General features: G+C 76.2%; 25 protein-coding genes and 1 pseudogene. 5 read left to right on the top strand and 21 right to left on the bottom strand.

Going from position 1 to position 26009, the window contains the following annotated elements; genetic code table 11:
• Positions 1-8 precede the first annotated feature (8 nt).
• From ACOACO_RS07445 to ACOACO_RS07405, 9 genes are read right to left on the bottom strand one after another with little or no spacing between them, the layout of a single operon-like run.
• Positions 9-1133 carry an acyl-CoA dehydrogenase family protein gene (locus ACOACO_RS07445; protein ID WP_420295603.1) on the bottom strand — a complete coding sequence of 375 codons (1125 nt, stop codon included), beginning with the start codon at positions 1131-1133 and terminating at the stop codon, positions 9-11.
• Complete coding sequence (locus ACOACO_RS07440; protein WP_420295602.1) at positions 1130-2311, bottom strand: acyl-CoA dehydrogenase family protein; 1182 nt, start codon at positions 2309-2311, stop codon at positions 1130-1132. Before ACOACO_RS07440 ends, ACOACO_RS07445 begins: the two co-directional genes overlap by 4 nt.
• Positions 2308-3549 carry an acyl-CoA dehydrogenase family protein gene (locus tag ACOACO_RS07435; RefSeq protein WP_420295601.1) on the bottom strand — a complete coding sequence of 414 codons (1242 nt, stop codon included), beginning with the start codon at positions 3547-3549 and terminating at the stop codon, positions 2308-2310. The genes ACOACO_RS07440 and ACOACO_RS07435 overlap by 4 nt, the downstream gene beginning before the upstream one ends.
• Positions 3550-3584: 35 nt before the next feature.
• Positions 3585-4631 carry a phosphotransferase family protein gene (locus tag ACOACO_RS07430; RefSeq protein ID WP_420295600.1) on the bottom strand — a complete coding sequence of 349 codons (1047 nt, stop codon included), beginning with the start codon at positions 4629-4631 and terminating at the stop codon, positions 3585-3587.
• A 9-nt stretch (positions 4632-4640) separates the two neighbouring features.
• Positions 4641-5120 (bottom strand): MaoC family dehydratase, encoded by a 480-nt coding sequence (locus tag ACOACO_RS07425; RefSeq protein ID WP_420295599.1) that lies wholly within the window; start codon positions 5118-5120, stop codon positions 4641-4643.
• Positions 5113-5871 (bottom strand): 3-oxoacyl-ACP reductase FabG, encoded by a 759-nt coding sequence (gene fabG / locus ACOACO_RS07420; RefSeq protein ID WP_420295598.1) that lies wholly within the window; start codon positions 5869-5871, stop codon positions 5113-5115. Before fabG ends, ACOACO_RS07425 begins: the two co-directional genes overlap by 8 nt.
• A 43-nt stretch (positions 5872-5914) precedes the next feature.
• Positions 5915-6901 (bottom strand): NADPH:quinone oxidoreductase family protein, encoded by a 987-nt coding sequence (locus tag ACOACO_RS07415; protein WP_420295597.1) that lies wholly within the window; start codon positions 6899-6901, stop codon positions 5915-5917.
• A complete protein-coding gene (locus tag ACOACO_RS07410; RefSeq protein ID WP_420296312.1) occupies positions 6898-7716 on the bottom strand; it encodes an SDR family oxidoreductase in 819 nt (272 codons plus the stop codon). The genes ACOACO_RS07415 and ACOACO_RS07410 overlap by 4 nt, the downstream gene beginning before the upstream one ends.
• 2 nt (positions 7717-7718) lie before the next feature.
• Complete coding sequence (locus ACOACO_RS07405; protein WP_420295596.1) at positions 7719-8936, bottom strand: acetyl-CoA C-acetyltransferase; 1218 nt, start codon at positions 8934-8936, stop codon at positions 7719-7721.
• Positions 8937-9056: 120 nt separating this feature from the next.
• On the opposite strand from ACOACO_RS07405, the gene ACOACO_RS07400 reads away from it, so the two are divergent.
• The gene (locus tag ACOACO_RS07400) at positions 9057-9659 is read left to right on the top strand and encodes a TetR/AcrR family transcriptional regulator (RefSeq protein ID WP_420295595.1); all 603 of its coding nucleotides are present in this window, start codon (positions 9057-9059) and stop codon (positions 9657-9659) included.
• Positions 9660-9686: 27 nt separating this feature from the next.
• On the opposite strand, the gene ACOACO_RS07395 is transcribed toward ACOACO_RS07400, so the two are convergent.
• From ACOACO_RS07395 to ACOACO_RS07385, 3 genes are read right to left on the bottom strand one after another with little or no spacing between them, the layout of a single operon-like run.
• On the bottom strand, positions 9687-10202 hold the full coding sequence (locus tag ACOACO_RS07395; RefSeq protein WP_420295594.1) for a polyketide cyclase: 516 nt from the start codon (positions 10200-10202) through the stop codon (positions 9687-9689).
• A gap of 40 nt (positions 10203-10242) precedes the next feature.
• The gene (locus ACOACO_RS07390; protein ID WP_420295593.1) at positions 10243-10851 is read right to left on the bottom strand and encodes an MBL fold metallo-hydrolase; all 609 of its coding nucleotides are present in this window, start codon (positions 10849-10851) and stop codon (positions 10243-10245) included.
• Positions 10851-11957, bottom strand: a complete 1107-nt coding sequence (locus ACOACO_RS07385) for an S-(hydroxymethyl)mycothiol dehydrogenase (RefSeq protein ID WP_420295592.1) — start codon at positions 11955-11957, stop codon at positions 10851-10853. The genes ACOACO_RS07390 and ACOACO_RS07385 overlap by 1 nt, the downstream gene beginning before the upstream one ends.
• 139 nt (positions 11958-12096) lie before the next feature.
• Here ACOACO_RS07385 and ACOACO_RS07380 point away from each other — a divergent pair, with 139 nt between their 5' ends.
• Positions 12097-12678 carry a SigE family RNA polymerase sigma factor gene (locus tag ACOACO_RS07380; RefSeq protein ID WP_420295591.1) on the top strand — a complete coding sequence of 194 codons (582 nt, stop codon included), beginning with the start codon at positions 12097-12099 and terminating at the stop codon, positions 12676-12678.
• Positions 12675-13910: a hypothetical protein gene (locus ACOACO_RS07375; protein WP_420295590.1), complete on the top strand. Its 1236-nt coding sequence runs from the start codon at positions 12675-12677 to the stop codon at positions 13908-13910. The genes ACOACO_RS07380 and ACOACO_RS07375 overlap by 4 nt, the downstream gene beginning before the upstream one ends.
• 41 nt (positions 13911-13951) lie before the next feature.
• Here the strand turns inward: ACOACO_RS07375 and tsaD are convergent, their stop codons facing one another.
• From tsaD to ACOACO_RS07335, 8 genes and pseudogenes are all read right to left on the bottom strand, one after another.
• Positions 13952-15004 carry a tRNA (adenosine(37)-N6)-threonylcarbamoyltransferase complex transferase subunit TsaD gene (gene tsaD, locus ACOACO_RS07370; protein WP_420295589.1) on the bottom strand — a complete coding sequence of 351 codons (1053 nt, stop codon included), beginning with the start codon at positions 15002-15004 and terminating at the stop codon, positions 13952-13954.
• Positions 15005-15050: 46 nt separating this feature from the next.
• Positions 15051-16439 (bottom strand): hypothetical protein, encoded by a 1389-nt coding sequence (locus ACOACO_RS07365; protein WP_420295588.1) that lies wholly within the window; start codon positions 16437-16439, stop codon positions 15051-15053.
• An 84-nt stretch (positions 16440-16523) separates the two neighbouring features.
• Positions 16524-17039, bottom strand: coding sequence for a GNAT family N-acetyltransferase (locus ACOACO_RS07360; protein ID WP_420295587.1), 516 nt, complete (start codon positions 17037-17039; stop codon positions 16524-16526).
• A complete protein-coding gene (gene tsaB, locus ACOACO_RS07355; protein WP_420295586.1) occupies positions 17036-17668 on the bottom strand; it encodes a tRNA (adenosine(37)-N6)-threonylcarbamoyltransferase complex dimerization subunit type 1 TsaB in 633 nt (210 codons plus the stop codon). The genes ACOACO_RS07360 and tsaB overlap by 4 nt, the downstream gene beginning before the upstream one ends.
• A 10-nt stretch (positions 17669-17678) precedes the next feature.
• Positions 17679-18616, bottom strand: a pseudogene (gene tsaE, locus ACOACO_RS07350) (tRNA (adenosine(37)-N6)-threonylcarbamoyltransferase complex ATPase subunit type 1 TsaE).
• Between the two features lie 37 nt (positions 18617-18653).
• Positions 18654-19781: an alpha/beta fold hydrolase gene (locus ACOACO_RS07345; RefSeq protein ID WP_420295585.1), complete on the bottom strand. Its 1128-nt coding sequence runs from the start codon at positions 19779-19781 to the stop codon at positions 18654-18656.
• Positions 19774-21045: an alanine racemase gene (alr, locus tag ACOACO_RS07340; protein ID WP_420295584.1), complete on the bottom strand. Its 1272-nt coding sequence runs from the start codon at positions 21043-21045 to the stop codon at positions 19774-19776. The genes ACOACO_RS07345 and alr overlap by 8 nt, the downstream gene beginning before the upstream one ends.
• 8 nt (positions 21046-21053) lie before the next feature.
• On the bottom strand, positions 21054-22496 hold the full coding sequence (locus tag ACOACO_RS07335; RefSeq protein WP_420295583.1) for an NAD(P)H-hydrate dehydratase: 1443 nt from the start codon (positions 22494-22496) through the stop codon (positions 21054-21056).
• A 66-nt stretch (positions 22497-22562) separates the two neighbouring features.
• Here ACOACO_RS07335 and ACOACO_RS07330 point away from each other — a divergent pair, with 66 nt between their 5' ends.
• Both ACOACO_RS07330 and ACOACO_RS07325 read left to right on the top strand, forming a co-directional pair.
• Complete coding sequence (locus ACOACO_RS07330; RefSeq protein ID WP_420295582.1) at positions 22563-23402, top strand: S-methyl-5'-thioadenosine phosphorylase; 840 nt, start codon at positions 22563-22565, stop codon at positions 23400-23402.
• Positions 23402-24445, top strand: a complete 1044-nt coding sequence (locus ACOACO_RS07325) for an NAD-dependent epimerase/dehydratase family protein (protein WP_420295581.1) — start codon at positions 23402-23404, stop codon at positions 24443-24445. The genes ACOACO_RS07330 and ACOACO_RS07325 overlap by 1 nt, the downstream gene beginning before the upstream one ends.
• 13 nt (positions 24446-24458) lie before the next feature.
• Here the strand turns inward: ACOACO_RS07325 and ACOACO_RS07320 are convergent, their stop codons facing one another.
• The gene (locus ACOACO_RS07320) at positions 24459-25916 is read right to left on the bottom strand and encodes a hypothetical protein (RefSeq protein ID WP_420295580.1); all 1458 of its coding nucleotides are present in this window, start codon (positions 25914-25916) and stop codon (positions 24459-24461) included.
• Positions 25917-26009 lie beyond the last annotated feature (93 nt).

Here is a 26009-nt window from a genome sequence, read left to right as displayed (position 1 = left end):
CGGTCGGGTCACTCCAGGCGCGTCCCCGGCGGGTCGAGGTCGGCCAGGCGGGCGACCACGGCCCGGTGGTGCTCCGGGCTGCCGAGGGCGAGCTGGTCGGACTTCGCGCGCTTGAGCAGCAGGTGGGCGGGGTGCTCCCAGGTCATCGCGATGCCGGCGTGCAGCTGCACCATCTCCTCCGCGACCCGCACGGCCGCGTCGGAGCAGGACGCCGCCGCGACGGCGGTGACCAGCGCCTGCTCGAGGTCGTCGTCGACGTCGACGAGCGTGCCGACAGCGAAGGCCGCCGCGGCACCCATCGACTCGACGTCGACGTACAGGTCGGCGAGCCGGTGCTTGAGGGCCTGGAAGCCGCCGACGACCCGGCCGAACTGACGGCGCTGCTGCAGGTAGGCGACCGTGTCGACCAGGCAGCGCCGGGCCGCGCCGACCTGCTCGGCGGCCAGCACCGCCGCGCCCGCCCGCAGCCCTGCCCGCACCGCGTCGGCGGCATCGGTGGCGACGACCGGCGCGGAGGCCAGGGCCGTGGCATCGACGGTGACGTCGGCGAGCTGGCGGGTCATGTCGAGGGACACGACGGGCTCGACGCCCACGCCGTCGCCCACCGGCACCGCCCGCAGCTCGAGCGCCGAGCCGCTCCGGGTCGGCACGAGCAGCACGTGGGCCTCCAGCGCCCCGGCGACGGAGCGCACCGTGGTCGCGCCGACGGGGACGCGCCCCTCGGGCGCGGTCGTCCACGGTACGACGAGGCTCGCCGTCACCTGCCCGCCCGCCAGGTCGGCGAGGAGCCGGTCGGCCTCGGGCGTGCCGGCGTGGGCGAGCACGGTCGTCGCCACGACCGCGCTGGTCACGAAGGGCACCGGCGCGACGGCGGCGGCGAGCTCCTCAGCGACCGCGGCCGCCTCCCGCAGGGAGGCACCGTGCCCGCCACGGGCCTCGTCGACGAGCAGGCCGGCGAGCCCGAGGTCGACGCCGAGGGCGCGCCACAGCGGGGCGACGAGGGCGCGGTCGCCGTCGTAGCAGGCCGTGACGGCCCCGACGGGGCACCGGTCGGCGAGCAGGTCGCGCACGGCTGCACGCAGGTCGGTGACGACCTCGGAGTCGAGCAGGTCCGGGACGGCGTGGGTGGTCATCGCGGGATCTCCTTCCACGGCACGTCCTTGTCGACACGGGGCTCGCCGGGCAGCCCGAGCACGCGCTCGGCGACGATGTTGCGCAGGATCTCCGAGGTGCCGCCCTCGATCGAGTTGCCCTTCGCGCGCAGGTAGCGGTAGCCGGCGTCGCGGCCGGTGAAGTCGACCCGGTCGGGACGCACCAGGGTCCAGTCGGAGTACCGCAGGCCCTCGTCGCCGAGGAACTCGACCTCGAGGCCGGAGAGCTGCTGGGCGAGGCGGGCGAAGACGAGCTTCATCGCCGCCCCCTCGGGGCCGAGCTGGCCGCGGGCCAGCCTCTGCTGCAGCCGCAGCCCCGCGGCGCGGGCGACCTCGGCGTCGACCCAGTGCCGCACGAGGCGGTCGTGCAGGCCGGGCGTGCGGGCCTCGGGGTGGGCGCGCCAGGTCTCGGCGACCCGGCCCACCATGCCGCTCTCGCGCGCGGCGGACCCGGCGCCGATCGCGACGCGCTCGTGGTCGAGGGTGGCCGTCGCGACGCGCCAGCCCTCCCCCACCTCGCCCAGCCGGTGGGCGTCGGGGATGCGGACACCGGTGAGGAAGACCTCGTTGAACTCGGCCTCGCCGGTGAGCTGGCGCAGCGGGCGGACCTCGACGCCGGGGTCGGTCATGTCGCACAGGAAGTAGGTGAGCCCGCGGTGCTTCGGCACGTCCGGGTCGGTGCGGGCCACGAGGATCGCGAAGCGGGCGGTGTGGGCACCCGAGGTCCAGACCTTCTGGCCGTCGACCACCCACGTGTCGCCGTCGAGCACCGCCCGGGTGCCGAGCGCCGCGAGGTCGGAGCCGGCGCCGGGTTCGGAGAACAGCTGGCACCACGTCTCCTCGCCGGTCCACAGCGGGCGCAGGAAGCGGTCCTGCTGCTCGGGGGTGCCGTAGGCGAGGATCGTGGGGGCGGCCATGCCGAGGCCGATGCCGTTGCGGTGGGGCGCGTTGTCGGGCGCCCCGACGGCGGCGAGCGCCTCCTCGACCACCGGCTGCAGGGCCCGGGGCAGCCCCAGCCCGCCTCGGCCCGGCGGGAAGTGCACCCACGCCAGCCCCGCGTCGTACCGGGCCCGGAGGAAGTCGAGCCGCTCCTCGGTCCGGGGGTCGTGCTCGGCCAGGAACGCCGCGACCCGCTCGCGGAGGTCGTCGACGGCGCTCACGACGCCTCCCCGGTGGCGCGGCGGTCGGCCTGGCGGCGCAGCTCGTGGCGGGCCAGGGCCTGCTTGTGCACCTCGTCGGGGCCGTCGGCGAAGCGCAGCGTGCGGATGCCGGCGTACTGCGCGGCGAGCGGGAAGTCCTGCGAGAGCCCGCCGGCGCCGTGCACCTGGATCGCCTTGTCGAGGATCCACTGCACCGTGGACGGGGTGGCGATCTTGATGGCCTGGATCTCGGTGTGGGCGCCGCGGTTGCCGACGGTGTCCATGAGCCAGGCCGCCTTGAGGACGAGCAGGCGCAGCTGCTCGAGGCGCACGCGGGACTCGGCGATCCAGTCGCGCACGACGCCCTGCTCCGACAGCGAGCGTCCGAACGCGACGCGGCCGTCGGCGCGGGCGCACATCAGCTCGATGGCGCGCTCCGCGACGCCGATGGAGCGCATGCAGTGGTGGATGCGGCCCGGGCCGAGGCGGGCCTGGGCGATCGCGAAGCCCTGCCCCTCCTCGCCCACGAGGTTCGTGCGGGGCACCCGCACGTCGTGGAAGACGATCTCGGCGTGCCCGCCGTGGTCGCGGTCGTCGTACCCGAAGACCTCCATGGGGCGGACGATCTCGACGCCGGGGGTGTCGCGGGGCACGAGGATCATCGACTGCTGGCGGTGGCGGTCCGCGTCGGGGTCGGTCTTGCCCATGACGATGAGCAGCTCGGCCTGCGGGTTCATCGCGCCGGTGATCCACCACTTGCGCCCGCTCACGACGTACTCGTCGCCGTCGCGGACGATGCGGGTCGCGATGTTCGTGGCGTCCGAGGAGGCCACGTCGGGCTCCGTCATCGCGAACGCGGACCGGATCTCGGCGTCGAGCAGCGGCCGCAGCCACCGCTCCTGCTGCTCGGGGCTGCCGAACATCGACAGCACCTCCATGTTGCCCGTGTCCGGCGCGGAGCAGTTGAGCGCCGCGGGGGCCAGGCGACCGGCGCGGCCGGTCAGCTCGGCGAGCGGGGCGTACTGCAGGTTCGTCACCCCGGGGCCGTGCTCGCCGGGCAGGAACAGGTTCCACAGCCCCCGGCTGCGCGCCTCGGCGCGCAGCTCGTCGAGGACGGGCACCGTGGACCAGGCCCACGGGTCCTCGAGCGCGTCGAGCTCGGCGGTGAACCGGGCGTCGGCGGGCTCGACGTGGGTGGTCAGGAGGTCGAGCAGCGAGGAGTGCAGCTCCTCGGTGCGGGCGTCGTGGCGGAAGTCCATCGTGGTGTCCTCGCTCGGGGCCGGGATCGGGTGGGTCAGCGGCGTGCGGGCAGGGCGGCGAGCCCCATCTGGAGCAGGGGGACGACGACCGCGCCGACGTCGGCGAAGCCCTCCCCCACGGTCTGGCCGCGCTGGTGGCGGTAGTGGATGCCCTCGAGGATCACGGCGAGCTTGAACGCGGCGAGCCCGAGGTGGACGTCGAGGGCGCGCAGGTCGGTGCCGAGGGCGGTGGCGTAGCGGTCGAGGATCGCGTCCTCGTCGAGGAACCCGGGCGCCCGCCCGGCGTCGGCGACGGCGCCCGGGGCGACCTCGGCGAGGCGGCCGTAGAGCACCATGAGGGCGACGTCGGTGAGGGTGTCGCCGAGCGTGGCCATCTCCCAGTCGATGACGGCCGCGACGGCGCCGGTGTCGTCGACCAGCGCGTTGTCGAGGCGGTAGTCGCCGTGGACGATGCCCGGGTGCGTGCCCGCGGCGGCCTCCTCGACGGCGCCCTCGAGGCGCCGCCGCAGCTCGTCGGCGGCCGGGAGCTCGCGCGAGCGGGAGCGCTCCAGCTGAGTGGACCACCGGCGTACCTGGCGCACGAGGAAGCCCTCGGGGCGACCGAAGTCGGCCAGCCCGACCTCCTCCGGCACCACGGCGTGGAGCGCGGCGAGGGTGTCGACGAGCTCCTCGCTGATCCGCCGGGTCCGCTCGGGGCCGAGCGGGGCGAGCTGGTCGGCGGTGCGGTACGGCGTGCCCGCGACGTCGGCCATCACGTAGAACGGGGCGCCGAGCACCGTGTCGTCGGTGCAGAGCGCGTACGTCGCGGGGACCGGCACCGCGGTCGGGGCCAGCGCGGTCATCACCCGGTGCTCGCGCGCCATGTCGTGGGCGGTGGCCAGCACGTGGCCCAGCGGCGGGCGTCGGACGATCCACGTGCGGGTGCCGTCGCCGACCCGGTAGGTCAGGTTCGACTTCCCGCCGGCGACGAGCGAGCCGCCCAGGTCGCCGGCGAGCCCGGTGGCGGGGTCGTCGGCCAGGGCCGTGCGCCACCAGGCGGTGAGCGCGACCGGGTCGAGGCCGGGGACGTCGGTGTCGGTCATCGGCGCGCCTCAGTCGACCAGGATGCTGACGACCTCGGCCACGCAGGCGGGCTTGGCGCCGCCCTCGATCTCGACCGTGACCCGCGTCGTGAGCTGGTGGCCGCCGCCGCCCGGCTCGAGGGAGACGATCTCGACCCCGGCGCGCACCCGGGAGCCGACCGGGACGGGCGCGGGGAACCGCACCTTGTTGCTGCCGTAGTTCACGCCCATCCGCAGCCCGGAGACGGTGTAGACCTGCTGGCCGAGCATCGGGACCAGGGAGAGCGTGAGGTAGCCGTGCGCGATCGTGCCGCCGAAGGGACCGGCGGCGGCGCGCTCGGGGTCGACGTGGATCCACTGGTGGTCGCCGGTGGCCTCGGCGAACGTGTCGACCTGCTGCTGGGTGACGGTGTGCCAGGCGGAGTGGCCGACGTGGGTGCCGACGAGCTCGCGCACGCCGGCGATGCCGTCGACGACGCGGGGCGCGGGGGCGGACTCGGGCTCAGGCACGGGGGCCTCCCGCGACGTAGAGGACCTGGCCGGAGACGAAGCCGGCGCCCTCGCTGGCGAAGAACGACACGGCGTGGGCGATGTCGTCGGGGCGGCCGGTGCGCGCGACGGGGATCTGGGAGGCGGCGGCCTGCTTGAACTCCTCGAAGTCCATGCCGACCCGGGCGGCGGTGGCCGCGGTCATGTCGGTCTCGATGAAGCCCGGGGCGATCGCGTTGGCGGTGACGCCGTAGCGGCCCAGCTCGATCGCGAGGGTCTTGGTGAGGCCCTGGATGCCGGCCTTCGCGGCGGAGTAGTTCGCCTGGCCACGGTTGCCGAGCGCGGAGGTGCTCGACAGGTTGACGATGCGGCCGAAGCCGGCCTCGCGCATCGGCGCGGCGACGGCGCGCGACAGGAGGAACGCGCCCCGCAGGTGCACGGCGACGACCGAGTCCCAGTCGTCGGCGGACATCTTGAGCAGCACGTTGTCGCGGATGATGCCCGCGTTGTTGACGAGCACCGTCGGGGCGCCGAGCGCCTCGGTGACGCGCCGCACGGCCTCGGCGACCCCCTCCTCGTCGGTGACGTCCACGCCCACGGCGAGCCCGCGGCCGCCGGCGGCCTCGATCTCGGAGACGACGGCGCCGCAGGCGGCCTCGTCGAGGTCGAGCACGGCGACGGCGTGGCCGTCGGTGGCGAGGCGGCGGGCGACGGCGGCACCGATGCCGCGGGCGGCGCCGGTGACGATCGCGACGCGCTGGGTGTCGTTCACGGGGTCCTCCAGGTTCGTGGGTGGGGTGGTGGTGGTGGGGGGTTCAGGTCGCGACGTGGGCGACGCGCCCGACGGTGGTGCCGTCACCGAGGCGCTGCACGCCGTCGGCGACGTCGGCCAGGGCGAGGCGCTCGGAGACGAGGGGGCGGACGGCCCCCGCGTCGGCGAGCCGCACGAGCTCGTCGTGGCAGGCGCGGACCGACGCCGGGTCGCGCTGGTCGTAGAGGCCCCAGTGCAGGCCGAGGATCGAGTAGTTCTTCACGAGTGCGTGGTTGAGCGCGGCGGACGGGATGTCGCCGCTGGCGAAGCCGACGACGACGATGCGGCCCTCGAAGGCGATGCACTTCGTCGAGCGGGCGTAGGTGTCGCCGCCGACGGGGTCGTAGACGACGTCGGCGCCCCGCCCCTGCGTCTCCTCGCGGACGACCGCGACGAAGTCGTCGGTACGGCGGTCGACGACCACGTCGGCGCCGAGCGAGCGCGCGACCTCGGCCTTCGCCGTACCGCCGACGACGCCGATGACGCGCGCGCCCGCGGCCTTGCCGAGCTGGATGGCGGCGGAGCCGACGCCCCCGGCGGCGGCGTGCACGAGCAGGGTCTCCCCCGGCTGCAGGTGGGCGCGGCGGTGCAGGCCGAACCACCCGGTCTGGTAGCCGATGTGCAGCGACGCCGCCTCCGCGTCGTCGAGGGCCTCGGGCGCGGGGAACGCCGCGGACTGCGGCAGCACCGCGAGCTCGGCGAACCCGCCGTGCGGCAGCCGCGGCCGGCCGACCACCCGGTCGCCGACGGCGTGCCCGGTGACGCCGTCGCCGAGGGCGACGACCTCGCCGCAGAGCTCGACGCCCGGGGTGAAGGGCAGGTCGGGGCGCACCTGGTACTGCCCCCGGCACATGAGCACGTCGGGGAAGTTGGCGGCGCTGGCGCGCACGCGGACGAGGAGCTCGCCCGCCGCGGGGACGGGGTCGGGCACCTCGCGCAGCTGCATCACGTCGGCCGGCTCACCGAGCCGGTCGACCTGCCAGGCCCTCACGCGCGGTGCCCGCCCGCCTCGAGCGCCTGCTGGAGCCGGTTCATCTGCCCCAGCCAGCGGTCGGTGTCGCGGGCGCGGCCCACGTAGTAGTCCGCGACCTGGGGGTGGGGCAGCACGAGGAAGCGGTCGTCGGCGAAGGAGGCCCACAGGGCCTCCGCCACGTCCTCCGGCGCCAGCGCCTCGTCGCGGGTCAGCAGCTCCTTGAGCGGGCCGGACTCCTCGAGCATGCGCGTGCGCACCCCCTGCGGGCAGATGGCCTGCACGACGACGCCGCGGTGGCGGTAGGTCGCCGAGAGCCACTCCGCGAAGGCGACCGCGCCGTGCTTCGTGACCGAGTACGACGGGCTCCCCAGCATCGTGAGCAGCCCCGCCGCCGAGGCGGTGACGACGAAGCGGCCCCGGCCGCGTTCGACCCAGCCGGGCACGAGGAGCCGGGCGGCGCGCACGTGGGCGAGCACGTTGACGTCCTGCGCCAGCGTCCACGCCGCGTCGTCGGCGTCGAGGCCGTGACCCGCCTCGACACCGGCGTTGCCGCACCACACGTCGATGGGGCCCAGCACTGCCTGGGCACCGGCGACGACCGCCTCGACGCCGGCCGCGGTGGCCAGGTCGCCCGCCACGGCGCCCGCGGCGCCGACCTCGGCGGCGACCCGCTCGGTCGCCGCCTCGTCGCGGTCGCTGACGACGACCCGCAGGCCGCCGGCGACGAGCCGGGCGGCCAGCGCGCGGCCGATGCCGCCCGCCGCGCCGGTCACGACGGCGGTGCTCCCGACGGGCGCGTTGAACGCCTCGCTGACCGGGGTGCCGTCGGCCATCGTCACGAGAGGCGCTCCAGCACCATCGCCATGCCCTGGCCGCCGCCGACGCACATCGACTCGACGCCGAACTGCTTGTCGTGGTGCTGCAGGGAGTTGATGAGCGTGCTGGTGATGCGCGCACCGGTCATGCCGAAGGGGTGGCCCAGCGCGATGGCGCCGCCGTTGACGTTGAGCTTGTCGACGTCGATGCCGATCTGCTGGGCGGAGCCGAGCGCCTGCACGGCGAACGCCTCGTTGATCTCGAACAGGTCGATGTCGCTCAGCTGCATCCCGGCGTGGCGCAGGGCGGCGGGGATGGCGTCGACGGGACCGAGGCCCATGATCTCGGGCGAGAGGCCGGTGACGGCGGTGGAGACGATGCGCGCCAGCGGCGTGAGGCCCAGCTCCTTGGCCTTCGTGTCGCTCATGACGACCAGCGCCGCGGCGCCGTCGTTGAGCGGGCACGCGTTGCCGGCCGTGACGGTGCCGTCGGGGCGGAACACGGGCTTGAGGCCGCTGACCGCCTCGTACGTCGTGCCCGCCCGCGGGCCGTCGTCGCTGGAGACCACGGTGCCGTCGGGCAGCGTGACCGGGGTGATGTCCTTCGCCCAGAAGCCGTCGGCGATGGCCTTCTCCGTGAGGTTCTGGCTGCGGACCGCGAACCGGTCCTGCTCCTCGCGGGTCATGCCGATGGCCTGCGCGACGTTCTCGGCGGTCTGGCCCATGGCGATGTAGAGGTCCGGCAGCTCGCCGGACTCGCGCGGGTCGGTCCAGGTCTCGGCGCCCTCCCCGGCGCGGCGGGCGGTGCGGGCGACCGCGTCGGCGAAGACGGGGTTCTGCGCGGCGTCGATGTCGGAGAACCCCGCGCCGAAGCGGCTCACGGTCTCGACCCCGGCGGAGAGGAAGACGTCGCCCTCGCCGGCCTTGATGGCGTGGAAGGCCATCCGGGTCGTCTGGAGGCTGGAGGAGCAGTAGCGGTTGACGGTGACGCCGGGCAGGTGGTCCATGCCGCCGAGCACCGCGACGGCGCGCGCGAGGTTGAACCCGGACTCGCCCGCGGGCTGGCCGACGCCCAGCGCGATGTCGACGATGTCGCGGCGGTCGAGCTCGGGCACCTTGGCCAGGGCGGCCTCGACCATCTGCAGGGCGAGGTCGTCCGGGCGCATGCCCTTGAGGGATCCCTTGCCCGCGCGGCCCATGGGCGAGCGGGCGGCGGAGACGATCACGGCTTCGGGCATGGGGGACCTCTTCTGCGTCGGGCCGCGCACACGTCGCGACCGGGGGTGACTAAGCGCTTGCTTAGTGCGAGCATGGGACAGGACGCGACCCGCGTCAACCCCTTCCGAGAGGATGTGCCGGTGGACGAGACCGAGACGGCCCCGAGCCCCAGCCGCGCCGACACCTCGCGGTCCCGGCTCGTCGAGGCGGCCGTGCGGGCCTTCGCCGAGAAGGGGTTCCACGGCACGACGACCCGCGACATCGCGACCGGCGCCGGGATGAGCCCGGCCGCCCTCTACGTGCACCACCGCTCCAAGGAGGAGCTGCTCTTCGTCATCTCCCGCGAGGGACACCTGGCGACCCTGGAGCTGCTCCGGCGGGCGCGCGCCGCCGACCCCGACCCGGTCGAGCAGCTGCGGCGGGCGGTGCGCGACTTCGCCGTCCACCACGCCCACGGGCACACGCGGGCCCGGATCGTGAACTACGAGCTGGCTGCGCTGAGCGAGCCGCACCTCGCGGAGATCAACGGGCTGCGGCGCGCGATCGACGCGGAGCTGCGCGGGATCGTCGTCGACGGGGTCGCTGCCGGGCGCTTCGCCTGCCCGGATCCCCGCATCGCGGCCGCCGCGGTGCTGTCGATGGGCATCGACCTGGCGCGGTGGTACCGCGAGGGCGGCGGGTGGAGCCCCGAGGACGTCGGGGAGCGGTACGCCGAGATCGCGCTGCGCATCGTCGGGGCGTGAGCCGCGGGCCGGGCGGCCTGGGCGGGCTCAGCCCGCGCGGCCGCGGCGCACGACGGTGCGGGCCAGGATGCCGAGGGTGGCCTTGAGGCTCTGCTCGGGGATGAGCGGGAAGATCGCCTTCCACTCCGGCCGCGCCGCGGACCAGTCGTAGAAGCTCGTCACCAGGGTGCGCTCCCGCCCGTCCGCGTCGGGCTCGGCCGGCTCGAGGCGGTAGCCGTAGACGTGCCCGATCGGGGGCCGGACCCGCCCGATGATGCTCCAGGAGACCTCGCGGTCGGGCACCAGCGACTCGATGACGACCGTGACGTCGTACTCGTGGAGGTCGGGGATGTCGCCGAGCGCGTCGCGGTCCATGTGGACCACGAAGCTGTCCCCCACCGCCCGGGGCCGCTCGCCGCTGGCGTCCATGAGCATCCCCGAGGCGTCGATGTCGACGTGGCCCTGCGGGTCGGTCAGCAGGTCGTAGACGGCGCGCGCCGGCGCCGCCACGACCCGCTGGACCTCGATGCGCTCGTTCGTGGACGTCCCCCCGGTGTCGCTCACGCGCCCGAGGGTACGACGGACCCCGGGCCGCGGGGGCGGTTCAGCCGAGTGCGGCCTTCTCGGCGGCGATGGTGGTGTCGTCGCCGTGGCCCGTGTGCACGACGGTGTCGTCGGGCAGCGCGAACAGCTTGGCGCGGATGGACGCCTCGATCGTCGGGCGGTCCGAGAACGACCGGCCGGTCGCGCCGGGGCCGCCGTTGAACAGGGTGTCGCCGGTGAAGACCGCACCGAGCTCCGGGGCGTAGAGGCACACCGCGCCGGGCGCGTGGCCCGGCGTGTGGAGCACCTGCAGCGTGGTGCCCCCGACCGCGATCTCCTGGCCGTCGCTCAGGTCGACGTCCCACAGCTCATCGGTGTGGGTCAGCTCCCAGACCGGGCGGTCGTCGGGGTGCAGCAGGATCGGCGCCGTGACCCGCTCGCGCAGCGCGGGCGCGACGCGGACGTGGTCGTCGTGGGCGTGGGTGCACACGATGGCCTTGACCTTCCGGTCGCCGACGACGGACAGGATGGCGTCGACGTCGTGCGGCGCGTCGATGACGACGCACTCGGCGTCGTCACCCACGACCCAGACGTTGTTGTCGACGTCGAACGTCTCGCCGTCGAGCGAGAACGTGCCGGCGACGACGCCGTGGTCGACCCGGGCGGCCATCAGAGCACCACGACCGAGCGCAGGACGTCGCCGTGGTGCATCCGCTCGAAGGCGGCCTCGACGCCGTCGATGGCGATCTCCTCGGTCACGAACGCATCCAGGTCCAGGCGACCCTGGCGGTAGAGGTCGACCAGCATCGGGAAGTCACGACTCGGCAGGCAGTCGCCGTACCAGCTCGACTTCAACGACCCACCGCGACCGAACACGTCGATCAGCGGGATCTCGGGGACCGTCATGTCGGGCGTCGGCACGCCCACCAGCACGACGGTGCCGGCCAGGTCGCGGGCGTAGAACGCCTGCTTCCACGTCTCGGGCCGACCGACCGCATCGATCACCACGTCCGCGCCGTCGGCGCCCTCGTGGCCCGCGGCCGCACCCGCGATCGCCTTGATCGCCTCCACCGCGTCGGTCTCCGAGGAGTTCACCGTGTGCGTCGCGCCCAGCCTCGTCGCGGCCTCCAGCTTCTTCGCGTCGATGTCGACCGCGATGATCGTGCCCGCGCCCGCCAGCGCCGCTCCCGCGATCGCCGCGACACCCACACCACCGCAACCGATGACCGCCACCACGTCACCGCGCGAGACCCCACCGGTGTTCATCGCCGCACCGATGCCCGCCATCACACCGCAGCCCAGCAGGCCCACGGCCGCGGGACGCGCGTCGGGGTCGACCTTCGTGCACTGACCCGCAGCCACCAGGGTCTTCTCGGCGAACGCACCGATCCCCAGCGCCGGCGAGAGCGCCGTGCCGTCTGCCAGTGTCATCTTCTGCGTCGCGTTGTGGGTGTTGAAGCAGTACTGCGGCTCACCCCGGTCGCACGCCCGGCAGTCGCCGCACACCGCACGCCAGTTCAGCACCACGAAGTCGCCCGGGGCGACGGTCGTGACGCCCTCGCCGACCGCCTCGACCACGCCGGCCGCCTCGTGGCCCAGCAGGAAGGGGAACTCGTCGTTGATGCCGCCCTCGCGGTAGTGCAGGTCGGTGTGGCACACCCCGCACGCCTGCACCTTCACCAGCGCCTCGCCCGGCCCCGGGTCCGGCACCAGGATCGTCTCCAGGCTCACCGGCTCACCCTTGGCCTTCGCCACGACCGCCTTGACCTCGTGCATCAGCGTCTCCCTCTTCCCGGGCAGGGCCCGTACGTCGTCTCGTCGGCCAACGTATCGTCCCGGCCCGACATCCCTGCCACCCCGTGCAACCGATCCGGGGACGACCGCGTCCTGGGGACGGAAGGATGGAGGCGATGGGATGGAACCGGCGACCGGGACCGCGGTGACGACGTCACGACGCGGCGCGCGCGACGAGGAGTTCGCGGCGTACATGGCCGTGCGGCAGGCGGGCCTGCTGCGCACGGCGTACCTGCTGTGCGGCGACCGCCACACGGCCGAGGACCTCGTGCAGACGAGCCTCGCGAAGCTGTACCTGGCGTGGGACCGGGTCGAGGCGCAGGCCTCGCTCGACGGTTACGTGCGCCGGATCCTCGTCAACGAGCACAACTCGCTGTGGCGGCGCGCCTGGAAGCGGCGCGAGGCCACCACCGACGCGATGCCCGAGACCGTGCACCGCACCGACGAGTACGACGACGGCACCGCCGCCCACCTGTGGGCGTTCGTGCAGACGCTGCCGCGGCGGCAGCGGGCCGTGATCGTCCTGCGCTACTACGAGGGGCTCAGCGAGGCCGAGATCGCCGCCATCCTCGGCGTCTCCCCCGGCACCGTGAAGTCGCAGGCCAGCCGCGCGCTGGCCGCGCTGCGGGAGCGGGCCCCCGCGACGCTCGCCACCCCCTCGTCCCCCAGCACCCGCGACGGCTCCCGGGAGGAGCAGCGATGAGCACGCCCCTCGACGACCAGCTCGACGACCGCCTTGGCGCCGCCCTCCGGGAGCGCGCCGACGACGTGGGCGGTACGACGCTCGCCCTCGCGGCCGTCCGCGGCCGCGCCCGCCGCATCCGCACCCGGCGCCTCGCCGCCACGGGCGCCGGGCTCGCCGCCGTCGTGCTCGCCGTCGCCGTGCCCGTAGGGCTCACCGGCGGCGGCGCCGACGACCGCTCCACACCGCCCGTGGCGTCGGGGACCGGTACGACCGCCACCGACGCCGTCGTGCGGGGCGCTACGGTCGAGCTGGACCTCCGCGACCTGTCCCGGGGCGCCGATCCCGCGGTCCCGTACTCGCTCGACGGTGACCTGCACCTGCCGAGCGGCCACGTCGCCGACGGCGGGAGCCCGGCCGGGGCCGACCCCTACGCGCAGGTGGTGCCGATCGACGACGGCTTCCTCGCCCGGTCCGGCACCGACCTCGGTGTCATCCACCTCGGTCCCGAGGGCGGCCTGCGGGAGCACGTGCACCGCGCCGAGTCCCTCGTCGACGACCCCGCGAGCGGCCGGGTCGCCCTGGTCGAGGCGGACAGCCTCGTGGTGGTCGGGGGTCACGGGGACCAGTTCTGGACGCGACGTCTCCTGGCCGACGCGTCGGCCCCGGGCCTCTACCTCTCCCAAGCGCGTCCCCTGGCCTTCGCCGACGACGACGTGCTCGTCGCCCTCGACGACGAGCCCGGCCCGCGCGTCGTGCGGGTCCCCCGTGACGGGGAGATCGAGGTCGTGGTCGACCAGCAGGGCACGGCGGCCGCACCTGACGGGTCCGCCCTCGTCGTCCCGACCCCCGAGGGCTGCACGGCGGTCCTCTCCCCCGACGACGGCCGCGAGCTGTGGCGGACCTGCGAGCAGCGCGTCAGCGGGTTCAGCCCGGACGGCCGGCTCGCCGTGGTGGCGCCGGCGGACGCGATGGGCGGGGACCCCGTCGACGGCGTCGTCGACGCCCGCACGGGTGAGCCGGTCGTGACGTTGCGGGCCGGGACGGACGCCCACCAGGTCGCGCTCTCGGGCAGCGCGTGGGAGTCGCCCACCTCGCTGCTGGTGACCGTGCGGCAGAGCGACACGGAGGCGTCGGCCGCGGAGTACGCCGTCGTCCGCGTGGACCTGACCACCGGCCGGGCGGAGCTGGCCGTCCCGGCCGTGTCGTACGACGAGCGGTTCGACGTCGACCAGCGGTTCGTCCTGTACTGACGCGGCCCCGGGCCGGCAACCCCCGGGAGCAGCGGCCGCGCTCAGACCAGGACGCTGGTGACGGGCTGGGAGGAGTCGGCGGGGAGGTCGAGCGCGGAGGGCGTGCGGCCGCGGGCCACCATCTCCGAGCCGAGCGCCGCGACCATGGCGCCGTTGTCGGTGCACAGGCCCGGGCGCGGGATGCGCACGCGGACGCCGACGCGCTCGGCGCGCTCCACGACCATCGCGCGCAGGCGGGTGTTGGCGGCGACGCCGCCGCCGACGAGGAGGTCCTCGACGCCCTCCGAGGTGGCGGCGTCGAGCGCCTTGCGCACCAGCACGTCGCAGACGGCCTCCTGGAAGCTCGCGGCGACGTCGGCGACGGGCACGGTCTCCCCCGCCCGCTCGCGGGCCTCGACCCAGCGGGCCACGGCGGTCTTGAGGCCGGAGAACGAGAAGTCGAAGCGGTGCCGCTCGAGGTCGCGCCGGGCCGTGAGCCCGCGCGGGAAGTCGATGGTCACCTCGCCCGAGCCGGCCGCCCGGTCGATGTGCGGCCCACCGGGGAACGGGAGGCCGAGCAGGCGGGCGACCTTGTCGAACGCCTCCCCGGCCGCGTCGTCGATCGTGGCGCCCATCGGGTCGACACCGAGCGTCAGGTCGGTGACCCGCAGCAGGCTGGAGTGACCTCCGGAGACCAGCATCGCGATGCAGGGCTCGGGGAGCGGCCCGTGCTCGAGCTGGTCGACGGCGACGTGCGCGGCGAGGTGGTTCACGCCGTACAGGGGCTTGCCGAGGCCGAGCGCGAGGGCCTTGGCGCTGGCGACGCCGACGAGCAGCGCACCGGCGAGCCCGGGCCCGCTCGTCACGGCCACGGCGTCGAGGTCGCGCAGCCGCACGCCGGCCGTCTCGCAGGCCCGCTCGATCGTCGGCACCATCGCCTCGAGGTGCGCCCGGCTCGCGACCTCGGGCACCACGCCGCCGAAGCGGGCGTGCTCGTCCACGCTCGTGGCGACCGCGTCGGCGAGCAGGGTCGTGCCCCGCACGATGCCGACGCCGGTCTCGTCGCACGAGGTCTCGATGCCGAGGACGAGGGGTTCGTTGCTCACCGGAGCCATTGTTCCAGAGGTCGCCGGGTTCCAGAGGTCGCCGGCGGTCGCGCCGTCAGCGGAGGTCGGCCTCGACCGCGTGCGGCACCGCGATCATCAGGTGGGCCTCGGCCGAGGAGACGACGTGGGTGCCCGCGTGGTCCACGACGAAGCCGAGCCCGTGCGGGGTCGACCAGACGTAGCGCCCCAGTCCCGTCTGGCGGGAGCGGTAGCCGGCGTGCGTCTTCCACCGGTGGTGGCGGCGACCGAGGGGGCCGCTGTTGTGGGTGCCTGTCTGCTCCCGGCCCGGTGGGCCGGTGTCGTCGTACGGCGTCGGGTGGTCGAGGTCGACCGCCCGGCTGGTCGAGGTCGCGTAGGGCCAGTAGTCGCCGCCGGTGACGAGGTGGACGCGCTCCCGGAGCGACTCCGGGTGCTCGTAGGCGGTGGTGCGGATCCGGTCCGCCAGGTCGATGACGGGCCGCACGGTGACCTCCGCCCCGGCGAGCAGCCCGTGCAGGGCGGCGAGCGTGCGGGGGCCCAGCTGCTCGACCCGCGTCACGCCCGTCTCGCCGAGCAGCACGGCCTCGTGCAGGTGGACGTACAGCGTGGCCCGGGGGCGCAGGGCGCTCCAGTCCGTCGTGCGCAGCGCGTCGAGGAGGTCGGCGGGGAACGCGGTGGCGCGGGACGGCTCGCGACTGCCGGCCTGTGCCTCGGCCTGTTCTCCGGCCTCCGCCTCCGCCGCGACCAGCAGCTGCAGCAGCTCGGCGGGGCGGGCGAGGTAGCCGAGCGCGACGGCCCGCAGCTCGTCCGCGCCCGCCTCCGGGTGCTGCGGCGCGAGGACCTCCGCGGTCCGCGTGACGGTGGCGTCGACCCACGCGGCGTCGCCGGCGTCGATGCGCGCGACCAGCGTCCGCAGCCCGAGCTCGTCGCTGCGGCCCAGCCCCACGTACCGCCGCCGACGCTCCTCCTCCGCACGGGCCTCGTGGAGGTCGGGGTCGGCCTCGACGACCTTCGCCTCGGCCACCGCGATGACCCGGCCGCCGGCCTCGGTGGCGATCATGCGCGCCACCGCGGCGTCGACCACCCCGACGCGGGCGAGCGGCAGGTGGCGGGAGATCCGGGCGACCCGGCGAGCGACGTACACCTCCGCCGATCCCGAACGGAGCACCGCCCAGGTCCGCGGCAGCCGGTGCTGCAGGTCGAGCACGTCGGCCAGAGCGTTCACGGTGGCCGTCACCCCGGTGCCGCGGGCCAGGGCGATCTCGCCCAGCGCGTGGTCCTGCACCGGCGGCGTGCCCTCGCCGCCCACCGGCACGAGCGGGTTGCCGCGGCGCGGCGACGCCTCCGAGTGCACCGCCGCCCACGCGGCCAGCACCTCGAGGTCCCGCACCTCCGCGAGCCGACGATCCCGCACCGCAGCGGACGCCGCGCTGAGCAGCTCCGCGGGAGACAGGTCGTCGAACATGTGTTCGATTCTACGCCTCCGAACCGATCCCGGCAACGACTTCTCCCCAGCGTCCGAGGGGTCCGTCGCGGGCGTCCGCGCCGCCTACAGCCCCCGCTGCAGCACCAGCGCGTCGGAGCCGTCGCGGTAGTACCGCGGCCGGCGGTGGATCTCGACGAACCCGGCGCCCGCGTAGAACGCCACCGCGCCCGCGTTGCCGGCAGCGACCTCCAGCAGCAGGCGCTCGGCGCCCCGTTCGCGGGCGGCGTCCACCAGGTGGTCGAGGAGGGCGGTGGCCACGCCGGTACGGCGCGCCTCGGGCGCCACCCCGATGCGGAGCAGGTCGGCGACGTCGCCCGCGACGCCGAGGACGGCGTACCCGACGACCGCTCCCCCGCCATCCGCCCGGTCGTCCGCCCCGCAGTCCGCCCCCGGCGACTCCTCGGCCACCAGCACGGCGCGGCCCGAGGCGGGGGGCTCCGCGGCCGACACCTCCCCTGCCACGAGCTCGGCGCTCCACGCGTCGACGCCGAACAGCGCGGCCTCGAGCGCGGCGAGGCGGGCGACGTCCGAGGGGCGCGCGGCGCGCAGGACGGGCCGCGCGTGCGGGCCCGGGCTCACCGGTCGGCGGCGGCCACGGCGTCGGGGCGCCGCAGGTAGAGCGGCTCGGGGTCGAGCAGCTCGACCCGCTCGCCCGCGACGGCGCGCGCCAGCCAGCCCGCGTCGGGCTCGGTGGGCCCGACGGGCCGGGCGAACGCGTCGGGGTAGAGGCGGGCGCCCGCCCCGACGACCGGCGCGTCGGACGCGACATCGGCGGGCCGGGCCACGACCGGGCCCTCGCGGCGGGTGCCGTCGGCGTCGTACGACGCGAGGTAGACCTCCTTGCGCCGGGCGTCCGTCGCCACGAGGAACGGCTCGGTCACCGCGCCGGTGGCCACGGCCTCCAGCGCGAGCACGTCGAGGGTGCACACGCCGTACGTCGGGAGCTCCAGCACGTGCGCGAGGGTGCGGGCGGTCACCAGCCCGACCCGCAGGCCGGTGAACGGGCCGGGGCCCACGCCGACGACGATCGCGGTGAGGTCGAACCGGTCGACACCGGCCTGGGCCAGGCAGGACTCGACGAGCGGCGCCAGCTGCTCCCCGTGCTTCATGGGTCGCTCGGCGACGCCGGCGGCGAGCACGGTGTCGGTGTCCGCGTCGTAGACCGCCGCGCAGACCCGGGGCGTGGCGGTGTCGAAGGCGAGCAGCACGCGGGCGAGCCTAGACGAGCACGCCGGACCAGCGCGGGCCGACGCCGCGCACCCGCACGACACGGGGGTCGGCGGTCCCGTCCGAGGCCTCGTCGAGCGGATCCGCGGCCTCGTCGCCCTCGGCGCGCTCGATGACCACCTCGAGGCGGTCGTCGGCGAGCTGCTCGGCCAGGCCGGCGCCCCACTCCACGACCGTGACGGCCTCCTCCAGCGAGGCGTCGAGGTCGAGGTCGTCGAGCTCGGCCGCTCCCCCGAGGCGGTAGGCGTCGACGTGCACGAGGTCCGGCCCACCGACGGTCGAGGGGTGCACCCGGGCGATGACGAAGGTCGGCGACGTGACGTCGCCGCGCACGCCGAGGCCGGCGCCGAGGCCCTGGGTGAACGTCGTCTTCCCGGCTCCCAGCCCCCCGGTCAGCACGAGCAGGTCGCCCGCCCGCAGCACCGCCGCCACGCGGCGGCCGAGCGCCCGCATGGCGTCGGCGTCGGGCACGTGGTGCACGCCGCTCACGACGCACCCCCCGCGGGGCGGACGAGCTCGACGTACGGCGCCCGCCGGCCCGTCTCGACGAAGCCGTGCGCCTCCCAGAACGCCACCGACCGCGGCAGCTCGGGGCGGGCGAGGACGGCGAGAGCCCGGTCGCCCGCGTGGGCGACGACCGCCTCGACCATCCGGGAGCCGACGCCGTGCGCCTGCCAGCCGGGCAGCACGCCGAAGCGGCGCACCCACAGCAGGCCGCGCGCCGGGTCGGGGTCGAGGACCAGGGCACCGACCGCCTCGCCCGCGCCGGCCTCGGCCAGCATCCCGCCCGCGGGCCGCAGGGCCGCGGCGAGCGAGGCGGGGGTCTCGGCGAGCGCGTCCGCCGGCGGGTCGAGCGCCGGGCGGGCCGCGAACGCGGCGCGCACCACGGCGTGGACCTGCTCGGCCGCCTCGGGGCCGACGAGCCGCACGGTGAGGGTGCCCGCGACGGGGGCGACGGGGGCGACGTCAGCCACGGACCGCCGCCTCCACCAGGTCGTCGAGCGCCTCGTTCACCCGCTCGTGCCGCTCGAGGATGACCATGTGGCCCGCGTCGTCGAGCTCCAGCAGCCGCGACCCGTCGATGTGGGCGTGCAGCTTCCGGCTGTGGCCGATGGAGGTGATCTTGTCGGCGGTGCCGCAGATGATCGTCGTGGGCACGGCCTCGAGCGCGGTGACGACCGCGAACTTGTCGAGGGTGCCGAACGCCGGGAAGAACTCGGCGAGCACGTCGAAGGAGGTGCGGCTGAGCATCCGGTCCACGAAGCGCACGTAGCCCTCGGGCACCTCGCTGCCGAACGCGTAGCGCTCGGTGGCCACCAGGGCGACGGCGCGCCCGGCGCGGCGGAAGCCGTCGACGACCCGGTGGCCCCGCGCCAGCGCCGCGACGGCGCGCACGGCGACCTGGCCGCCGATGGTGCGGGGCAGCACCGGCAGCGGCAGCAGCACGCGGCTCGGGTCGAGGCCGCCCGCGGTGGTGGAGACGAGACCGACGGCCACGACGCGGTCGCCGAAGATCTCCGGGTGCTCCTCGGCCAGCGCGATGATCGTCATGCCGCCCATCGAGTGGCCGACGAGCACGACGGGGCCCTCGGGCACCACGTGGTCGAGCACCGTCCGCAGGTCGCGACCGAGCTGCTCGATCGTGGCGTTCTCCCGGCTCGACCGGCCCGAGCGCCCGTGGGAGCGCTGGTCGTAGAAGACGGTGCGCAGCTGGCCCCGGTAGGCGGCGCGCTGGAAGTGCCAGCAGTCGAGGTCGAGCGCGTAGCCGTGCACGAAGACCATCGTCGGCAGCGCCGCGTCGGCCTCCTCGGGCGAGCCGGCGTGGCGGCCCCCGGCCCCCGGTCCGCCCGGCACGGCGTCCGGCTCGTCGACCTCGACGTGGAGCGCCACCCCGTCGTCGGCCACGACCGTCACCGCCGGCGAGCGCAGCGACCCCAGGGCCACCTCGTCGCCGGCGCCGCGCCGCCCGATGACCTTGCGCCGGTGCGCCACCCCGGCCGCGGCCGCGCCGGCCAGCGCGGCACCCGTCGCGCCGGCCGCGAGCGCCCACAGGGCCCGCCGCCCGGCCCGGCCGTCGTGCGCGCCGTCAACCACGGCGCACCTCCCCGCCCGTCACGCCATCCGTCACGCCACCCGTCCCGTCACCCGTCACGCCCGGGTCAACGGCCGGGGCGCCCCGGAGGTCACCGTCGACCTCGCTGTCGACGTGCACCCGGCGCGCGCGACCACGCATCCGGGTGACGACCTCGTAGTCGATCGTGCCGCAGGCCAGCGCCCACTCCCGGGCGGTCGGCTCGCCGCCGGTGCCCGGGCCGAGCAGCACGACGGGGGTGCCGGGCGGCAGCAGCTCGCCGTCGAGGTCGACGACGAACTGGTCCATGCAGACGCGGCCGCGCACGGGCCGTCGGCGTCCCGCGACGAGGACCTCCGCGGCCTGCTCCGTGCCCACGCCGGCCGCGGCGTGGCGGGGGATGCCGTCGCCGTAGCCGAGCGGCACGAGCCCGACCGTGGTCGCGCGGTCGGCGACCCACGTGTGGCCGTAGGACACCCCGTCGCCGGGGCGCAGCGGCTTGCTGAGCACGAGGGGCGCGCGCACCGTCATCGCCGGCACCAGCGCCGGCCGCCCACCGGGCACGTCGGCCTCGGGCACGTCGGGGGCGGGGTCGATGCCGTACGACGCGATGCCGCAGCGCACGAGGTCGAACCGGGCCCCGGGGCGCAGCAGCGCCCCCGCGGAGTTGGCCAGGTGGCGCACCTCGGGCCGCAGGCCGGCGGCGTGCGCCACCTCCAGGGCGGCGCGGAAGACCTCCTCCTGCGCGGCGTTCGCCGGGTGGCCGGGCTCCTCGGAGGCGGCGAAGTGCGACCAGATCCCCGTGACGCGCAGGTCCCCGGCCTCCTCCGCCGCGCGGGCGGAGGCGACGAGCGCCCGCCAGGCGCCGGGCAGGGCGCCGCCGCGGTGCAGACCGGTGTCGACCTTGAGCTGGAGCCGGGCCGCCCGGCCGGTGGCCCGCGCGGCGCGCACGACGTCGTCGACCTCGGCGGGCGAGTACGCCGTCACGTCCACGCCGGCGGCGACCACCGGGGCCAGGTCCTCGCCCGGCATCGTCAGCCAGCACAGCAGCGGGCCCGCGTCGCCGGCCGCGCGCAGCGCCAGCGCCTCGGTCGGGGTCGCGACCCCGAGCCAGTCGGTGCCGGCCTCGCGCGCGGCGCGCGCGACCTCGACCATCCCGTGGCCGTAGCCGTCGGCCTTGACCACGGTCATCATCGCGGCGGGCGCGACCCGCTCGCGGAGCACGCGGACGTTGTGCCGCACGGCCGCGAGGTCGACGACGACCTCCGGGCGGTCCGCGGCAGACATGGGGGCGATCATCGCAGGCCGACGAGCAGGTCGCGCACCACCTCGGGGATGGCGTCGGCCACCTGCCCGGCCGTGATGGGGCCGCCCTGGCTCGCGTACGTCGCGGCCGCGCCGTGCAGCCACGCGCCGGCCGAAGCGGCGTCGTACGGCGTGAGCCCGGCCGCGAGCAACGCGCCCACCAGGCCGCCCAGCACGTCGCCGGCCCCCGCGGTCGCGAGCCACGGCGTGCCGCTCGTGACGACGCGCGCCCGGCCGTCGGGGCGGGCGACGACGGAGCGGCGGCCCTTGAGCAGCACGACGGCGTCGTAGCGCTCGGCCGCCCGGCGGGCGTGGGTGAGCTGGTCGGCCTCGACCTCGGCGCGCTCGACGCCGAGCATCGAGGCCAGCTCGCCCGCGTGCGGCGTCAGCACCGCGGGCACGGGCAGGCCCTGGTCGGGGTCGACGTGGCGCAGGGCCTCCGCGTCCACGACGACGGGCACCTCGTCGGCGAGCGCGGCGCGCAGGGCGGCGCCGGCGCGCTCGTCGCCGCCCGAGCCGACCGTCCAGGCCTGCACGCGACCGACCCCGACGACCTCGGGGTGCACGTGCCGCACGCGGTCGAGCACGGCCGGGTCCCCGACGTACCGCACCATGCCGACGAGGCCCGTCGCCGCGCCCGCGACGGCCAGGAGCCCGGCGCCCGGGTAGCGCCCGGAGCCCGCCCGCACGCCGACGACGCCGCGCACGTACTTGTGGGCGTCCGGCGCCGGCCGGGGCAGCAGCGCCGCGACGTCCGCGGCCTGCAGCGCCTCGACCTCGGCGAGCGGCAGGTGCGGGCCGAGCCCGATGTCGACGAGGTGCACCGCGCCCGCCGCGGCCGCGGCCGGGTCGACGAGGTGGGCGACCTTGTGGGTGCCGAAGGTGACCGTCAGGTCGGCCCGCACGTGGGCGGCCTCGGGCAGCCGGCCCGTGTCGACCTCGACGCCGCTCGGCACGTCGACGGCCACGACCTTCACGCCCGAGCCCTCGGGTGCCAGCAGGGCCAGGGCGCGCCGTGCCTCCGGGCGCAGGCCGGGACGCCCGCCGATGCCCACGATGCCGTCCACGACCACCTCGGGGAGCCGGAGCGGGCCGGCCGCGGCGTCTCCGGCCTCCGGGAGCCCCCGCCGTACCCGGCCGCCGGCCGCACGCAGCGCCGCGAGCCCCTCGGCGTGCACCTCGTCGGCGAGCAGCACGGCCTCGACCGCGACCCCGCGCCGGGCCAGCAGGGCTCCGGCCAGCAGCGCGTCGCCGCCGTTGTCCCCACCGCCCACCAGGAGCGCGACCCGCCGCCCGTAGGCGGAGCCCAGCAGGCCGACGACCGCGTGCGCCAGCCCCGTCGCCGCCCGCTGCATCAACGTGCCGGCGGGGAGACCCGCCGCGAGCGCCGCCTCGGCGGCCCGGACCTGCTGCTGGGTGTGCGCCGACCTCATGGGTCCCACGCTATCGACCCGGCGCGCTCGACCCCGCGCGCTGGCGGGGCCTGGCACGGTGGGGGGATGACGCAGCACCCCTCCTCCCCGACCGCCGACGTCGCGGTCATCGGCGGCACCGGCTTCTACTCGTTCCTCGACGACCCGCGCGAGGTCGCCGTCACCACGCCGTACGGCGAGCCCTCCGCCCCCGTGTCGGTCGGCACCGTGGCCGGCCGCTCGGTGGCGTTCGTGCCGCGCCACGGCCCGCACCACGAGTACCCGCCGCACCGCATCAACCACCGCGCCAACCTGTGGGCGCTGCGGTCGCTGGGCGTGCGGCAGGTGCTCGCGCCCTGCGCCGTCGGCGGGCTGCGGCCCGAGGTGGCGCCCGGCGACGTCGTCGTGCCCGACCAGCTCGTGGACCGCACGTCGGGGCGGGTGCAGAGCTACGTCGAGACCGGCGCCGTCCACCTGCCCTTCGCCGACCCGTACTGCGCGGGCGTGCGGGCCAGCGTGCTCGCCGCCGGCGAGGCGACCGGCGGCGGCGCCGAGCGCGGCATCGTCGACGGCGGCACGATGGTCGTCGTCGAGGGTCCGCGCTTCTCGACGCGCGCGGAGTCGCGCTGGTTCGCCGGCCAGGGCTGGACGCTGGTCAACATGACCGGGCACCCCGAGGCGGCGCTGGCCCGGGAGATGCGGCAGTGCTACGCCGCCATCGCCCTCGTCACCGACATGGACGCGGGCGCCGAGGGCGGCGAGGGCGTCGGCCAGGCCGAGGTGTTCGAGCGCTTCAAGGCCAACCTCGACCGGCTGCGTGGACTGCTCACCGCGACCATCGAGCGGCTCCCCGACCCCGACGGCTGCAGCTGCTCGTCGTGGGCCGACGACGTCGAGCTCACCTACGACGTGCCCGGGCCCGCCTGATGCGCGTGCTGCTCACCGGCGCCGCCGGGTTCATCGGCGGGGCGATCGCGGACGCGCTGGGCAAGGCGGGCCACGAGGTCGTCGGCGTCGACCTCATGCTGCCGCAGGCCCACGGCGCCGTCGAGGCGCCGCCGGGCGTCCACGTGCACGACGTGCGCCGGGCCGAGGGCTGGCCCGCGCTGCTCGAGGGCGTCGACGCCGTGTGCCACCAGGCGGCGGTCGTCGGGGCCGGCGTGCGGGTCGCCGACCTCCCCGACTACGCCTCCCACAACGACCTGGGCACCGCCGTGCTGCTCGCCGCGATGCACGAGGCCGGGCTCGACCGGCTCGTGCTCGCCTCGTCGATGGTCGTCTACGGCGAGGGTCGCTACACGTGCCCCGAGCACGGCGACGTGAGCCCTCCCCCGCGTCCGGTGCGGGCGCTCGAGGCCGGCGACTTCGAGGTGCCGTGCCCGGTCTGCGGCGGGCCGCTCGACTGGGCGCTCGTCGACGAGTCGGCGCCGCTGGCCCCGCGGGGGGCGTACGCCGCGAGCAAGGCCGCGCAGGAGCACTACGCCGCCTCGTGGGTGCGCCAGGCCGACGCCGCGGCGGTGGCGCTGCGCTACCACAACGTCTACGGACCGCGGATGCCGCGGGACACGCCGTACTCGGGGGTGGCGGCGATGTTCCGCTCCTCGCTGGAGCGGGACGAGGCGCCCCGCGTCTACGAGGACGGCGCGCAGGTGCGCGACTTCGTGCACGTCGCCGACGTGGCGCGGGCCAACGTCGCCGCGCTGGAGGCGGTCGCGGCCGCCGACCCCGGCCACTGGGCGGCGTACAACGTCGCCTCGGGGCACCCCGTCACGATCCGCGAGGTCGCCGAGCTCGTCGCGACCGGCACGAGCAGCGGCCGGCAGCCGGAGGTCACCGGGCAGTTCCGCCCCGGCGACGTGCGCCACGTCGTCGCCTCGCCCGAGCGGGCCGCGGCCGAGCTGGGCTTCCGGGCCCAGGTCCTGCCGGCCGACGGCCTACGCGAGTTCGCGACGGCGCCGCTGCGCACCTGAGCCGCGCCGGGCGTCACCAGCTGGTGTAGAGCAGGTGCTCCAGGACGAGCGCCAGGAGCACCTGCAGGCCCAGCGCGGGGGCGCGCCAACGCGCCGGCAGCAGGGCGAGCGACAAGGTGAGCCAGGGGATGAACGGCAGCCAGATGCGCTCGACCTCCGCCTTGCTCATGCCCGAGGCGTCGGCGGCGAGCACACACGCGAAGCCGCCGCCCGCCAGCCACAGCAGGGCCCGCAGGTCCCCACCGGGCAGGGCCTCGGCGTCGGGGGCGGCGTCGGTCGCGGCGCCGGCCGACGTGGCCCCGCCCCGCCGGGCCCGCACCGCCGCGACCACGTGGGCGCCCCAGGCGCCCGCACCGGCACCGACGGCGAGCCCCGCGCTGAGCAGGAGCGCCGCGAGGTTGCCCCACACCCAGTACGACGCGGGCCGCAGCGTCGCGATGCCCGCCCAGTAGCGCTCCACCAGCACCGGGTAGGCCTCCCACCAGGCGAACCCGGCCGCGGCGAAGACGAGCACCACGACGAGCGCCGTGGCGGCCGCGACGGGCAGCGGGCGCCACGAGCGCGCCACGACGAGCACCGCCAGGGCGACGAGCCCGATGAGCGGCATGCCGTACGACATGAGCACGCCCAGCCCCAGGAGCACGCCGGCCAGCCCCGACCAGGCCAGCCACGGCCCGGTCCGGCTCGCCCGCGCCCCCGCGGCGAGGCACGCCATGCCCCAGGCGGTGGTGACCGCGATGACGGCGTCGCCCGAGGTGGCCAGGAAGACCGCCGACGGGGTGAGCACGAGGAACGGCGCGGCCCGGCGGGCCGCCGCCCCGGCCCCGAGCACCCGCAGGGTGACGAGCACGGCGGGGGCGAGCGTGGCGGCGAGGAGCACGACCACGATCGCCGCGGCGAGGTCGCCGCCCAGGCCGAGGCGCACGAGCAGCACGAAGAAGAGCGTCATCCCGGGCGGGTGGCCCGCCACGTGGGTGGGCCACTGGCCCTCGGACTCGTCCGGAATGCGGTCGATGAAGCCGCTGAGGAAGGCCCCGACGTCGTCGACCTCCCGCGCGGTCGGGAGGTACTCGTCGTCCGCGCCCAGCTTGCGCGTCAGCCCGCTCTCGCCGTCGGTCAGCGCGAGCGCGAGCAGCCACGCCAGCCCCGCGCCGTACGCGACGAGCAGGAGGCTGCGCCAGCCCAGCCGGTCCGCGAGGCGCCCGCCCCAGGCGACGCCGGCGACGGCCAGCAGCACGGCCGGGACGGTGCCGATCCCGACGCCGGCCCGCCAGAACCCGTGCAGCGGCGGGAGGTCCCCCGAGGCCTGCGCCTTCGCCGAGCGCGCCCACACCTGCCAGTCGAACGCGGGCGGCACGACGAGGGCGGCGAGGACCAGCAGGACCGCCACCGCCAGGCCCACCCCCGCCGCCGTCGCGAGGGTCCGGGACCGGGGCACCGCGGAGGTCGGGGTCGCTCGGGGGTCCGCCATGTCGGCCACCCTAGGCAGCCACCGGTCGGGCGCGGGCCCGCGGCGCACGGTCGTGTCGGCCGGTCGTCACCCATAGGCCACCTACTGTTGGCT

Origin of the sequence: Nocardioides sp. CPCC 205120 (assembly GCF_048654585.1) — a bacterium.
GTDB lineage: Bacteria > Actinomycetota > Actinomycetes > Propionibacteriales > Nocardioidaceae > Nocardioides.
This window is presented reverse-complemented; position numbering and strand designations above follow the sequence as displayed.

Coding starts and splice junctions, on each gene's coding strand:
- ACOACO_RS07445 (WP_420295603.1), bottom strand. CDS start 1,133: ATGACCACCCACGCCGTCCCGGACCTGCTCGACTCCGAGGTCGTCACC.
- ACOACO_RS07435 (WP_420295601.1), bottom strand. CDS start 3,549: ATGGACTTCCGCCACGACGCCCGCACCGAGGAGCTGCACTCCTCGCTG.
- ACOACO_RS07430 (WP_420295600.1), bottom strand. CDS start 4,631: ATGACCGACACCGACGTCCCCGGCCTCGACCCGGTCGCGCTCACCGCC.
- ACOACO_RS07410 (WP_420296312.1), bottom strand. CDS start 7,716: ATGGCCGACGGCACCCCGGTCAGCGAGGCGTTCAACGCGCCCGTCGGG.
- ACOACO_RS07405 (WP_420295596.1), bottom strand. CDS start 8,936: ATGCCCGAAGCCGTGATCGTCTCCGCCGCCCGCTCGCCCATGGGCCGC.
- ACOACO_RS07390 (WP_420295593.1), bottom strand. CDS start 10,851: ATGGCCGCCCGGGTCGACCACGGCGTCGTCGCCGGCACGTTCTCGCTC.
- ACOACO_RS07385 (WP_420295592.1), bottom strand. CDS start 11,957: ATGCACGAGGTCAAGGCGGTCGTGGCGAAGGCCAAGGGTGAGCCGGTG.
- ACOACO_RS07380 (WP_420295591.1), top strand. CDS start 12,097: ATGGAACCGGCGACCGGGACCGCGGTGACGACGTCACGACGCGGCGCG.
- ACOACO_RS07375 (WP_420295590.1), top strand. CDS start 12,675: ATGAGCACGCCCCTCGACGACCAGCTCGACGACCGCCTTGGCGCCGCC.
- tsaD (WP_420295589.1), bottom strand. CDS start 15,004: ATGGCTCCGGTGAGCAACGAACCCCTCGTCCTCGGCATCGAGACCTCG.
- ACOACO_RS07365 (WP_420295588.1), bottom strand. CDS start 16,439: ATGTTCGACGACCTGTCTCCCGCGGAGCTGCTCAGCGCGGCGTCCGCT.
- alr (WP_420295584.1), bottom strand. CDS start 21,045: ATGTCTGCCGCGGACCGCCCGGAGGTCGTCGTCGACCTCGCGGCCGTG.
- ACOACO_RS07335 (WP_420295583.1), bottom strand. CDS start 22,496: ATGAGGTCGGCGCACACCCAGCAGCAGGTCCGGGCCGCCGAGGCGGCG.
- ACOACO_RS07330 (WP_420295582.1), top strand. CDS start 22,563: ATGACGCAGCACCCCTCCTCCCCGACCGCCGACGTCGCGGTCATCGGC.
- ACOACO_RS07325 (WP_420295581.1), top strand. CDS start 23,402: ATGCGCGTGCTGCTCACCGGCGCCGCCGGGTTCATCGGCGGGGCGATC.
- ACOACO_RS07320 (WP_420295580.1), bottom strand. CDS start 25,916: ATGGCGGACCCCCGAGCGACCCCGACCTCCGCGGTGCCCCGGTCCCGG.